This window comes from Mesorhizobium sp. M7A.F.Ca.AU.002.02.1.1 (genome assembly GCF_003998535.1).
Lineage (GTDB): Bacteria > Pseudomonadota > Alphaproteobacteria > Rhizobiales > Rhizobiaceae > Mesorhizobium > Mesorhizobium ciceri.
In genome coordinates, this window is record NZ_RZPB01000094.1 from 1 (window position 1) to 12550 (window position 12550).

At 63.6% G+C, this 12550-nt stretch carries 8 protein-coding genes and 1 pseudogene; 6 read left to right on the forward strand and 3 right to left on the reverse strand.

What is annotated here, in order from left to right:
• The coding region (locus EN879_RS08825; RefSeq protein WP_164774348.1) for a uracil-DNA glycosylase at positions 1-870 on the forward strand (870 nt) is incomplete at its 5' end.
• A gap of 54 nt (positions 871-924) precedes the next feature.
• The gene (locus tag EN879_RS08830) at positions 925-1737 is read left to right on the forward strand and encodes a helix-turn-helix transcriptional regulator (protein WP_013532623.1); all 813 of its coding nucleotides are present in this window, start codon (positions 925-927) and stop codon (positions 1735-1737) included.
• Here the strand turns inward: EN879_RS08830 and EN879_RS08835 are convergent, their stop codons facing one another.
• Positions 1738-2640 (reverse strand): DMT family transporter, encoded by a 903-nt coding sequence (locus tag EN879_RS08835; RefSeq protein WP_244506971.1) that lies wholly within the window; start codon positions 2638-2640, stop codon positions 1738-1740.
• Positions 2641-2711: 71 nt separating this feature from the next.
• On the reverse strand, positions 2712-5018 hold the full coding sequence (locus tag EN879_RS08840; protein ID WP_063167699.1) for a xanthine dehydrogenase family protein molybdopterin-binding subunit: 2307 nt from the start codon (positions 5016-5018) through the stop codon (positions 2712-2714).
• A 156-nt stretch (positions 5019-5174) separates the two neighbouring features.
• Here EN879_RS08840 and pepN point away from each other — a divergent pair, with 156 nt between their 5' ends.
• From pepN to EN879_RS08860, 4 genes are all read left to right on the forward strand, one after another.
• Positions 5175-7820: an aminopeptidase N gene (pepN, locus tag EN879_RS08845; RefSeq protein WP_063167698.1), complete on the forward strand. Its 2646-nt coding sequence runs from the start codon at positions 5175-5177 to the stop codon at positions 7818-7820.
• A 259-nt stretch (positions 7821-8079) separates the two neighbouring features.
• Positions 8080-10401, forward strand: coding sequence for a PAS domain-containing sensor histidine kinase (locus tag EN879_RS08850; protein ID WP_013532627.1), 2322 nt, complete (start codon positions 8080-8082; stop codon positions 10399-10401).
• A 107-nt stretch (positions 10402-10508) separates the two neighbouring features.
• On the forward strand, positions 10509-10769 hold the full coding sequence (locus EN879_RS08855; protein ID WP_013532628.1) for a type II toxin-antitoxin system prevent-host-death family antitoxin: 261 nt from the start codon (positions 10509-10511) through the stop codon (positions 10767-10769).
• A gap of 97 nt (positions 10770-10866) precedes the next feature.
• A complete protein-coding gene (locus EN879_RS08860; protein ID WP_244514280.1) occupies positions 10867-11199 on the forward strand; it encodes a hypothetical protein in 333 nt (110 codons plus the stop codon).
• Between the two features lie 59 nt (positions 11200-11258).
• Here the strand turns inward: EN879_RS08860 and EN879_RS08865 are convergent.
• Positions 11259-12550, reverse strand: a pseudogene (locus EN879_RS08865) (bifunctional [glutamine synthetase] adenylyltransferase/[glutamine synthetase]-adenylyl-L-tyrosine phosphorylase); the annotation flags it as partial.

The window sequence follows — 12550 nt, forward strand, 5'->3', positions numbered from 1 at the left end:
TCCCCAACCAACAGACCTGATATCGCCGACCTGCTGGCGTTTTACGCCAGCGTGGGCGTCGACGAGGCGCTCGAAGAGCAGCCGGTGAACCGGTTCGCCGAGGTTGCGCCAAAGCCGATGGAGCGCGCGCCGATCGCAGCGCCTTCGGGTGGCACCGCCGCACCGCTGCGCTCGACGACCGTGTCCCGCGGCGAAGCCGGGGACAGAGCAAATGCACCACCCGTCGCGCGGTCGCCGTCTGCGACGACTGCGGTTCCCGACGAAGCGCAGGCGGCACTTGCCCGCCAATTGGCGACCACAGCAACGACGCTGGACGAGCTTCGCCAGCATATGGCGGCGTTCGAGGGCTGCAATCTCAAGGCCACCGCCAAGAACCTGGTGTTTGCCGACGGCAACCCGGAAGCCGCCGTCATGCTGGTCGGCGAGGCGCCCGGCCGCGACGAGGACATCGAGGGCCTGCCCTTCGTCGGCCGCTCGGGCCGGCTGCTCGACCGCATGCTGGCCGCGATCGGGCTCGACCGCACTTCAGCCTATATCGCCAATGTCATTCCCTGGCGGCCGCCGGGCAATCGCACGCCGACGCCGCACGAAACCGAGATCTGCCGGCCGTTCATCGAACGGCAGATCGAGCTGGTCAATCCCAAGGTGCTGATCAACCTTGGCGGCCCGTCGGCCAAGACCTTGCTCAACACCTCGGAAGGCATATTGCGGCTGCGCGGCAATTGGCGCGTTCACACGACGGCATCCGGCATCGCCATCCCGGCCATGCCGACGCTGCATCCGGCCTATCTCCTGCGAACCCCGTCGCACAAGAAGCTGGCGTGGCGGGATTTCCTCGAAGTGAAGGCAAAGCTGCGAGCGCTCACCTAGCGATAACCTCGCAGGTAATTGAAATGCCGTCCTCACCAGCCTAACCATTCACTCATGACAACAGCCCAAACCTCCGCCGGCAGCCTTATTCGCGAATGGCGCACGCGCCGGCGCATGTCGCAGCTCGACCTCGCCATGGAGGCCGAAATCTCGCAGCGGCATCTGAGCTTCGTCGAAAGCGGCCGCGCCGCGCCCTCGCGCGACATGGTGCTGCATCTGGCCGAGCAATTGTCGATCCCGCTGAGGCAACGCAACCAGTTGCTGCTCGCCGCCGGCTTTGCCCCCAGTTTCGGCGAACGCTCGCTGACCGACACGACAATGGCGCCAGCGATGGCGGCGGTCGAAATCGTGCTCAAAGGCCACGAGCCGTTCCCGGCACTCGCTGTCGACCGCCACTGGAACCTGGTTTCGGCCAACGCCGCCATCGCTCCCTTCCTTGCCGATGTCAGCGAGGCTTCGCTGCTGACGCCGCCGGTCAACGTGCTTCGCCTCAGCCTGCATCCCGGCGGCATCGCGCCACGCATCGTCAACCTCCAGGAATGGCGCACGCATCTGCTCGAGCGCCTGAAACACCAGAATGACGCGAGCGGCGACGCGGTGCTGATCGAACTCGAGCGTGAGCTGAGGACTTATCCGTCAGGCTTGAGAGGCAGCCGGCCGTCGCCGGTCGAGGCGAACGCCATCGTGCATCCGCTCAGGCTGGCGCATGGCGATCAGGTGCTGTCGTTCATCAGCACCATCACCGTGTTCGGCACGCCGCTCGACGTGACGCTTTCGGAACTGGCGATCGAATCGTTTTTCCCCGCCGATGAACAGACGAGGACGGTGCTGGTTCGGTTGGCGAAGGAACGGGCCGAACGTTCGTAATCACCCTTCAGGCAAAGATGCCTTGCGCGTGCGGGTGCGCTCCAGGCCGAGCTGGCGTTCGCGCCAGATGATGAAGATGCCGGCGGCGACGACGATCAGGCCGCCGACAAGCATATGGAGCGTGGCGACGTCGCCGAAGACGAGATAGCCGACGACGAGGCCTAGGATCATCGAGGTGTATTCGAACGGCGCCACGACCGAGGCTTCGGCATGGCGATAGGCCGCCGTCATCAGGATCTGGCCAAGGCCGCCGCAGAAGCCGGCGGCAACAAGAAGGGCCGCCTGGAGCGGCGTCAGCGCCTGCCAGCCGAATGGCAGCGAGAGCAGCGACATGACGCTCGCCGTCACCGAAAACCACAGCACGATGGTCGCCGTACGCTCGCTTTGCACGAGATTGCGCACCAAGAGCATGGCGACGGCCGAGATCGCCGCCGCGACAAGAGCGGCCATGACGCCAAGCACTTCCTGGTCGTCGAGCGCCTGGTCGGAACTCAGCAGCGTCAGTTCCGGCCAGGAGATGATCAGCACGCCGACCAGGCCGACCGCGACCGCACTCCAGCGATACACGCGGATAGCCTCGCCGAGGAAGATGGAGCTGAACACCACCACCAGCAGCGGCTGCGCGTAGTTCAGCGTGATCGCTTCCGGCAGCGGCAGCCGGGTCAACGCGAAAAAGCCGAGCCCCATGGCGCAGACGCCGACCAGGCCGCGGGCGATGTGGTTGAACGGACGCTTGGTGGTGAAGGCAGTGCCGAGCTCTTTCCTGAAGGCCAGGAAGGCGATGATCGGGAAGATGGCGAAGAAAGAGCGGAAGAAGACAATCTGGCCGGCCGGAACCGTGCCTGCGGCTTTGATGCAGGTCTGCATGCCGACGAAGACCGCCACCGACACGATCTTGAGCATGATGCCGGTAAGCGTGTCGTGCCCGCCGGCATCATCGCTGGCTGTGGCCGAGGGGCTGCCGGGGCCCGCTGTCACGCTCCCGACGCTTCTCGGATCGTCGCCCAGATACGCGCCGGCGTTGCCGGCATGTCGATGTGCTTGACGCCATAAGCGCGCCAGAGCGCGTCGGTCACCGCATTGAGTGCCGCCGGGGTCGAACCGATGGTGCCGGCCTCGCCCGCGCCCTTGATGCCGAGTGCATTGGTCGTCGACGGCACGTTGCGGGTCTCGAAATGGAAGAACGGGAAATTGTCGGCGCGCGGCATGGCGTAATCCATGAAGCTCGCCGTCAAAAGCTGTCCGTCCTCGCCGTAGATAGTGTCCTCGGTCAGTGCCTGGCCGATGCCTTGCACGACGCCGCCATGCACCTGGCCGGCGAGCAGGATCGGGTTCACGGTCACGCCGAAATCGTCGACGATGGTGTAGCGGACAATCTCGGTCGCGCCGGTGTCGGGATCGATCTCGACCTCGCAGATATGAGTGCCGTTGGGATAGGTGCATTCGTCCTGCACGAACTCGCCAAAGCCCTTGAGATCGTCAGGCGTCTTGGCGGCCTTGGCGATGCTGGAAAAATCGAGCGAGCGATCGGTGCCGACGATGCGGGCAACACCATCGGACAACTCGATGTCGCCGGCAGAAGCCTCCAGCTCGTCGGCGGCGATGCGCTTGATCTTGTTGGCCAGATCCTCGCCCGCGCGGGAAGCCGACACACCCCCCAGCGGAATGGAGCGCGAGCCGCCGGTGCCGCCGCCGGCCTTCAATTCATCGGTATCGCCCTGGCGGACATGGATTTTGTCGATGTCGAGATTGAGCTTTTCCGACAGGAACTGCGCATAGGCGGTGGCGTGTCCCTGTCCGTTGGTCTGGGTGCCGATCTTCAGCGTCACCGTGCCGTCGCCATTGAGTTCGACGAAGGCCGGCTCCGAGCCCGGAAAGGCACAGGCCTCGATATAGGTCGCCATGCCGAGACCGCGGATTTTTCCGCCGGCCTTCGACTGCGCCAGCCGCTCCGGAAACGCTTTCCATTCGGATTGCTCAATGGCGCGCTCCATATGGCCTTCGAATTCACCGGTGTCGTAGAGGCGGCCGGTTTGCGTCCGGTAGGGAAATTGCTCCGGCCGGATGAAATTGCGGCGGCGGATCTCCTCGACGGGCAGGCCGAGATCGTGGGCGCAGGCATCGACCAGTTTTTCCAGCAGGAAGGCTGCTTCCGGCCGGCCGGCACCGCGATAGGCATCGACCGGGCAGGTGTTGGTGTAGAGGCCGGTCACCGAGACGTCGAGCGCCTGGATATCGTAGACACCGGTCGACATGGTGACGCCGATATAGGGGATGAACGGACCATATTGCGAGATATAGGCGCCGATGTTGGCGAGCAGGTCCACCTTCATGCCGAGAAAGCGGCCGTCCTTGTCCAGTGCCATCTCGGCCGTGACGAAATTGTCGCGGCCTTGCGCGTCGGTCTGAAAGTGTTCCGTGCGGTCGCCGGCCCACTTCACCGGGCGGCCAAGCCGCTTCGCCGCTTCCAGCACCAGCGGATATTCGCGGTAGACGAAGCTCTTGGGCCCGAAACCACCGCCGACATCAGGTGTGATGACGCGCAACTGGCCCTTCTTGATCTTGAACACGCTGGCCAGGATGTACTGCATGGAGTGCACGCCTTGCGACCCGGTGGTCAGCACGAAGCGCTTCTCCTCGACGTTCCATTCGCCGATCGCGGAGCGCGGCTCCATGTAGTTGCAGACCAGCCGGTTGTTGACGAACTCGATGCGGGTGACGTGTGCGGCCTTGGCGAAAGCCGCTTCGGTCTTTTTCCTGTCGCCCATGTGGTAGCTGAAGGCGCGGTTGGAACCGAGCTCCGGCCAGACCAGCGGCGTGCCTTCGGCAAGTGCATTTGCGGTCCCGGAAGCCGCGTCTTCGCCGTCATAGTCGACATCGATCAATTCAGCGGCATCCTGCGCCAAGGCACGGCTGTCGGCGACGACGAAGGCAACGGCATCGCCGACATAGTTGACGCGGTCGCGGCACAGGATCGGGATGTCGCGCGTCGGCGCCTTGGTGCCGTCCGGCTGTTCCTGCATGACGCCGGATTTCAGATCGCCGAGATGGGCAAGGTCCTTGCCGGTCAGTACCAGATGGACGCCAGGTGCGGCCTTCGCCGCCTCGGTCGAACCGATGGTGAAGCTGGCCTTGGCGACCGGCGAACGCAGGAGATAGCCATGCAGGACGCCAGCCGGCTGGATGTCGTCGGTATAACGGCCCTGGCCCTGGATGAAGGCGGCATCCTCGCGCCGCAGCACGGATGCGCCCATGCCGAATTTCGGTGTGACGACGGTCATGGATGCCTCGTGATGATGACAGGAGAACGAACGCCTGAAATAGGCATTGCCTCAGTTTTGTCGAGGGGCCGTTTCGTGTAAAGAGCGCGGACTTCAAATTTCTTGGACCAGCGGACACAATCCGCCGCCAACGCAATCGACAGGAAAACCCACGGAATGCGCACGGACACCGGCCAGGTCTTCAAGCTCGAAGACTATCGCCCCAACGACTACCTCATTCCGCAAACCGACCTCACCTTCCGCCTTTCGCCAGACGCAACGCGTGTCACCGCCGTGCTCACGATAGAGCGCCGTGACGGCGTCTCCGCATCGGCTCCGTTGGTGCTCGACGGCGACGGGCTTACGCTCAAGCACATCGAGATCGACGGCAAGAAGGTAAAACCGGCGGATCTGCTGGCGACGCCCGACCAGTTGACCATCCTCAAGCCACCGGTGGCGCGGCGCTTCCAGTTGCTCATCGAGACCGAGGTGGCGCCGGCGGGCAACGAAGCCCTGATGGGCCTCTACCGCTCGAGCCACGTCTACTGCACGCAATGCGAAGCCGAGGGCTTTCGCCGCATCACCTATTTCCTCGACCGTCCCGATATCCTGTCCGTCTACACGGTGCGCATGGAGGCAATGCGCGACGAGGCGCCGCTGCTCCTGTCCAACGGCAACCCGCTCGAAAAGGGCGACCTCGGCGACGGCTGGCATTATGCAGTGTGGCACGACCCTTTCCCCAAGCCGTCCTATCTGTTCGCATTGGTGGCCGGCAATCTCGGCCGGCTCGCGGACAGTTTCGTCACCCTGTCCGGCCGCACGGTCGAGCTCGGCATCTATGTCGAGCCCGGCAAGGAGACGCTGGCCGGCTATGCGATGGACGCCCTGAAGCGGTCGATGAAATGGGACGAGGAGGCGTTCGGCCGCGAATACGATCTCGACGTCTTCAACATCGTCGCCGTGTCGGACTTCAACATGGGCGCGATGGAGAACAAGGGCCTCAACATCTTCAACGACAAATATGTGCTGGCCGACCGGGAGACCGCGACGGACGCCGATTTCGCCAATATCGAGGCGATCATAGCGCATGAGTATTTCCACAATTGGACAGGCAACAGAATCACTTGCCGCGACTGGTTCCAGCTCTGCCTGAAGGAAGGCCTGACGGTTTTCCGCGACCACGAATTCTCCGCCGACCAGCGCTCGCGCGCGGTCAAGCGTATTGCCGAGGTGCGGACCTTGCGCGCCCACCAGTTTCCAGAGGACCAGGGCCCACTGGCGCATCCGGTGCGGCCGCGCCGCTACCGCGAGATCAACAATTTCTACACCGCGACGGTCTACGAGAAGGGCTCCGAAGTGGTGCGCATGATCCGCACAATTCTCGGTGCCGACGTGTTTCGCGCCGGCATGGACCTCTATTTCGAGCGGCACGACGGTGACGCGGCGACGATCGAGGATTTCATCAAGGTGTTCGAGGATGCGTCCGGCCGCGACCTGTCGCAGTTCGCGCTCTGGTATCATCAGGCGGGAACGCCGAACCTGACGATCAGTTCGACGCACAATCCGGCCGCGCAGGAGTTCACGCTCGAAATCGAGCAGTCGGTGCCGCCGACACCCTCCGAAAGCCGCAAGCGGCTGATGCACATCCCGCTCGCTTTCGGGCTGATCGGCGCCGGCGGCAAGCCTGTGCCGTATAGTAGCGTCGAGGGCGCCAGCGTCGAGGACGGCGTCATCCATATCCGCAAGCGTCGCCACATGGTGCGGTTTTCAGGCGTCACCGAGCGCCCGGCCGTGTCGCTCAACCGCGGCTTTTCGGCGCCGGTGACATTGTCCGTCGAGCAGAAAGCCGACGACCAGTTCTTCCTCGCCCGCCACGACGGCGACGCCTTCTCGCGCTGGCAGGCTTTCAACACATTGTTGACCGATGCGCTGATATCAGCGTTCCGCGAGATCCTCGGCGGCAAGCAGCCGGCCTTTGCGCCGCGGCTGATCGAACTCGCCGGCAGCATTGCCGGCGACGAGACGCTGGAGCCGGCCTATCGGGCATTGGCGCTGGCCCTGCCCGGCGAAGCCGACATTGCCCGCGACATCGGCAGGAACATCGACCCCGATGCCATCTATGCGGCTCGCGAGGCACTGGCGCTGGCGATCGGCACTGCGAACCGGGACGTTTTTTCGGGCCTCTACCTCAGCCTTGCCGACAGAGAAGCGTTCAGCCCCGACGCGGCAAGCGCCGGGCGACGCGCCTTGCGCAACACCCTGCTGGATTATCTGTCGCTGCAGCCGGGCGGAGCGGAACTCGCTGCCGGGCATTTCCAGTCCGCGACCAACATGACCGACCGCGCGGCAGCACTTGCCGTGCTCGCGCATCGTCACCACGGTTCGCCCGAGGCGGTCGAGGCGCTGGCGGCTTTCGAGACGACCTACGGGTCCGACCCGCTGATCATGGACAAATGGTTCCAGATCCAGGCCAGCGTACCGGGGCCGCAAACCGTCGACACCGTGAAGGCCTTGACCAACCACCCGGCCTTCTCGATGGGCAATCCGAACCGGGTGCGCTCGCTGATCGGCACCTTCTCCAGCGCCAATCAGACCGGCTTCCACCGGGCCGACGGCGAAGGCTACTGGTTCTTTGCTCAAACCGTCCTCGAGGTTGAAAAGCGCAACCCGCAAGTGGCGGCAAGGCTGGCGACGGCGCTCAGATCCTGGCGTTCGCTCGAACCCTTGCGGCAGGCGAAGGCCAGGGAAGCGCTGCTCTCGATCGCCGGCGCCGAAAACCTGTCGGCGGATCTGCGGGATATTGTCGAGCGCACGCTGGCTTAGCCGCTCTCTTCCTTCTCCCCTTGTGGCAGAAGGGAGATCCGTGCACGCCGCCAAGCTGGTGAATTTCAACCAGGACCTGCCAGCAGCGGCTTCCGTTAGGCGCTGCGCCAGCGAAAGCCCATTATTTTAGTCGATTTTTAATCTTTTTTCGCCGGACCACTGGACAAGGCGAATCACCTTTGATTCTTTACTGACGATTCGGAAGTGCGGCGTTTGCCGGATCACCAAGCAGCATAGGCAAATTCGGGGAGTGCCATTTATGGCGAAGGCGGACGCGTGGGGCGCGCCCGGAGGGACGGTTTTTGCGCATCGTGAGACGCGCGGCGACGGTCTTGCCGGGAATACGCGACTCATCGCCGAACCGGCCTACCGGCGGCTTCTGGCCGCCGAGCCGCTGCTGCGCCGATCAATACCCGTCCTCATCATCACCTTCCTGATCGTCATCGCGGCGCTGCGCGTGCTGTCGCTGATGAACGAGCGCGACGATGTCGAGCGCAATGCCAAGGCGATCCTGACGCTGGCGGCGGGCCAGCTGGCCAGTTCGCTCGCCACCACCTCGGAAACGGTGCCCGGCGCCATACAGGATCTGCTGGAGACCACCAGCCGTCAGGGCGCGATGGGCCGCAGCCATGTGCTTGTCATCACCGACAGCGCTTTCAAGATCGTCGCGGTGACGCCACGCTCGATGCCATGGCAGGGCCATTCTCTGGACGGCCTCGTCGAGGGCGGCCAGCCCTTGTTCATGTTCGGCGATCGTGCGGGCGTCATGGACGTCAACATCGACGGACGGGATTGGTACGCCGCGGTCAGCCTGGCGAATGGCGGAAAGGGTGCATCGGCGGCCCTGGTGCCACAGGACGCGGTTTTCGATGCCTGGCGCAAGACCGTTTCGCTGAACGTCACCCTGTTCGTGCTGACGGCCGGTGTGCTGATCGTCATCCTCTATGCCTATTTCGGCCAGGCGGCACGTGCGCAGGCGGCCGACCGCATCTACCTCGAAGCGCATCAGCGCATCGACATGGCGCTGGTTCGCGGCCGCTGCGGCCTGTGGGACTGGGACATGGTGCGCGGCAAGATGTACTGGTCGCGCTCGATGTACGACATGCTCGGCTACAAGCCTTGCGAAACGATGCTGTCCTTCGGCGAGGTCGATCAGATCATCCATCCCGAGGACGGCGACCTGTTCGAGCTCGCCAACAGAATCGTCGCTCGCGAGATCGATCACATCGATCAGGTGTTCCGCATGCGCCATGCCGATGGCCAATGGGTCTGGATGCGCGCGCGGGCACAGGTCATCGATCCGGAAGCGCCGGAGATCCAGCTGATCGGCATCGCCGTCGACGTCACCGAACAGCGTCATCTGGCGCTGCGTTCCGAGGCTGCCGACCTTCGCCTCAGAACGGCGATCGAGAACATCAACGAATCCTTCGTGCTGTGGGATTCGACGCAGCACCTGATCATGTGCAATTCCAAATACCAGCAGGACAACGGGCTTTCGGACCGCGACGTGATGCCGGGCACCGCGCGCGCGGCTCTGGAAGAACGCATGCTGGCCTTTGCTTCCGAAAGGCGGCTTGCCCACACCAGCGGCCTGCAGGGCGGCGCCACTTTCGAGCGGCAGTTGGCCGATGGCCGCTGGCTGCAGGTCAACGAACTGAAGACCCGGGACGGCGGCATCGTCTCGGTCGGTTCCGACATCACCCAGATCAAGCTGCACCAGGAGAAGCTGGTCGACAGTGAGCGACGGCTGATGGCAACGATCCATGATCTCAGCCTCGCGCGGCGGGCCGAAGAGGAGCGTTCGCGCGAACTGGTCGACCTCAACCGCAAATACATGAAGGAAACCGAACGGGCCGAAGCGGCGAACCGGGCCAAATCCGAATTCCTGGCCAACATGTCGCATGAGTTGCGCACGCCGCTGAACGCCATCATCGGCTTCTCCGAACTGATGGAACAAGGGCTGTTCGGCCCGCTCGGATCGGAGCGCTACGAGGAATATGCCACCGACATCAACAGCAGCGGCAAGTACCTGCTGGGCGTCATCAACGATATTCTCGACATGTCCAAGATCGAGGCCGGCCAGTTCTCTCTGGACCGGGAAGAGATCGACCTCGGCCCGCTGATCAGCGAAACCGTACGCGTCGTTTCGCTGCAGGCGGCGCAAAAGGCCATCTCCGTGGAAACGCGCATTGCCGATGCGCTGACGCTGGTCGCCGATCGCCGTGCGATCAAGCAGATCGTCATCAACCTTTTGTCCAATGCGGTGAAGTTCACCGGCCACGGCGGCCACATATCGGTCAGGGCCCGCAACACATCCGGCGCGCTGGTGCTGACGATCGAGGACAATGGCTGCGGCATCCCCAAGGAGGCGCTCGGAAAGCTCGGACGGCCGTTCGAACAGGTGCAGAACCAGTTCTCCAAGAGCCATGCCGGGTCCGGCCTTGGCCTTGCCATCTCACGTTCGCTGGCCGAGCTTCAGGGCGGCGCGCTGAAGATCCGGTCGAGCGAAGGTGTCGGCACTATCGTGTCGGTGCGCATTCCGGTGAAGAAGAGCGTGCTGGCCGTCAAGGTTGCAGCGTGAAGTTTTTATCACCATCCCAGGCCTGATCCACCTCGTGGACGCGAGGTGAAACGCTTTGACAAAGTTATCTATTTTATCTATTTTGGATAAAAAAGAAAGGCCTTGTCATGCGAGTGACTTCAACGGAATTCCAGCAGAATGTCGGGCGTTTTCAGGATGCTGCCCAGCGTGCGCCGGTCGCAATCACAAAGAATGGCCGGACCCACACGGTACTCCTGTCGGCGGCGATGTTCGAGGTCTTGGTCAAGGGACGGGTCGCCCGTCCTGTGGAAGAGCTGGACGACGAGACGCTTAACGCCATCGCCGAAAGCGCCGTATCGAGCGAATATGCCGGGCTTGATGCAATGCTCAAAGACTGGACACCGTGAGCCTGCCCAAACCTATCCCGGGTCTGGTGATTTCCTATTCTTACCTCTGGGTGAGAGAACACGAAAAGGGTGCCGAAGAAGGTCGCAAAAACCGATCATGCGCCATTGTCGCCGCGCGGTCGTGGAGGGCCGTGAAGTCATAACGGTCGTTCCGGTCACACACTCGCCACCAGCAGATCCTGCCGATGCAGTAGAAATACCTGCGCCCCTCAAAGCCTATCTCGGCCTCGATGACACGCCATCATGGATCGTCGTCACCGAAACCAATCATTTCCTCTGGCCGGGTCCCGATCTCAGGCCTATCGCGGGGAGCAAACCGTCCCGATTCGACTATGGCATGCTGCCGCCGCGTTTCTATGCCTATCTGCGCGACCGGATTTTGCAGTCTCACGCAAGCCGGGCGCTGCAGCAGATTCGGCGAACAGAGTAGCTGCATGAGACTGGAGGACCACGAAACGTCCCCGATTCCAAGGGACGATCGCTTCCCGGTCATCCCGCACGAAGCAAAAGGTCGAAATCCTTCCTGACCTTCTGCGACGTCTCCTTGAGGTGTGCTTCGAGCACACCGAAATCCGGCAGGTCGGTCACCGCCAGAAGCAGATCCGAAAGCCCCGGCGGAACGTCGTCGCGCTCGAAGGCTCCGGTAAGGCACAGCCGCGTCATCTGGGTCAGCGCCAGATAGAGCGCATAGGCGTCGAAAAGCTCCTGCCTCGCCCCGGCATTGGCGAAGCCCGGTGACAGGCGCGAAAGGATTTCGGCGGTACCGGTAACGCGCGGCCCGGCGCCTACCTGCCCGGTGATGACAGCGACTTGGGCGATGAATTCGAGATCGATCAGGCCGCCGGGGATCAGCTTGATGTCCCACAGGTCGCGCGGCGGCTTTTCCTTCTCGATCATAGCCCGCATCTCCGAGGCCTCGGCCATCACCTTTGCGGCGTCGCGCGGCTGACCAAGCACCGCCGCCACTTCCGCTTCAACCTCACTGCACAGGCTGGCGTCGCCAGCTATGGCGCGCGCGCGTGCCAACGCCATGTGCTCCCAGGTCCAGGCTTCCTGGCGCTGGTATTTCTTGAAGGCATCGATATGGGTCGCCACAGGACCCTTGTTGCCTGATGGCCGCAGGCGCAGGTCGAGTTCGTAGAGCACGCCCTCCGCCGTCGGCGCCGACACAGCTGCGATCAGCCGCTGCGTCATGCGGGTGTAGTAATGCGAAGGCGCCAGCGGCTTGTCGCCATCGGACTCCTCGGCGTCCGGCGCGTGGTCGTAAAGCAGGATCAGGTCGACATCCGATCCGGCGGTCAGCTCGCGGCTGCCGAGCTTGCCCATGCCGAGCAGCGCAACCACGCCGCCGGCAATGGTGCCGTGGCGCGCCGCGAATTCGGCCGTCACCGCCTGCAACGCAGCCTCGATGGTGAGATCCGCCAGATCGGAGAAGGCGCGGCCGGCGCGCGCCGGATCGATCGAGCCGGCGAGCAGCCGGACGCCGATCAGGAATTTCTGCTCGGAAGCAAAAATGCGCAGCCGGTCGAGCACGTCCTCATAAAGCCGGTCGCCCTCGACAAAGGCGGAAAGCCGTGCCGACAGATAGGCGCGGTCCGGTAGCTCCGTCAGCAAGGCCGGGTCGAGCAGACCATCGAAGACATGCGGCCGGCGGGTGATGATCGCCGCCAGCCGGGGCGCCGCACCCATGATCGTTGCCAGGAGCTTGAGCAGGGCCGGATTGGACTGCAGCAGGGAAAAAAGCTGGATGCCGGCCGGCAGGCCGGCGAGAAATTCGTCGA

Excerpts from the sequence above, each read along its gene's own strand:
- EN879_RS08830 (WP_013532623.1), top strand. The coding sequence starts at position 925 with ATGACAACAGCCCAAACCTCCGCCGGCAGCCTTATTCGCGAATGGCGC.
- EN879_RS08835 (WP_244506971.1), bottom strand. The coding sequence starts at position 2,640 with ATGCTCAAGATCGTGTCGGTGGCGGTCTTCGTCGGCATGCAGACCTGC.
- EN879_RS08840 (WP_063167699.1), bottom strand. The coding sequence starts at position 5,018 with ATGACCGTCGTCACACCGAAATTCGGCATGGGCGCATCCGTGCTGCGG.
- pepN (WP_063167698.1), top strand. The coding sequence starts at position 5,175 with ATGCGCACGGACACCGGCCAGGTCTTCAAGCTCGAAGACTATCGCCCC.
- EN879_RS08850 (WP_013532627.1), top strand. The coding sequence starts at position 8,080 with ATGGCGAAGGCGGACGCGTGGGGCGCGCCCGGAGGGACGGTTTTTGCG.
- EN879_RS08855 (WP_013532628.1), top strand. The coding sequence starts at position 10,509 with ATGCGAGTGACTTCAACGGAATTCCAGCAGAATGTCGGGCGTTTTCAG.
- EN879_RS08860 (WP_244514280.1), top strand. The coding sequence starts at position 10,867 with ATGCGCCATTGTCGCCGCGCGGTCGTGGAGGGCCGTGAAGTCATAACG.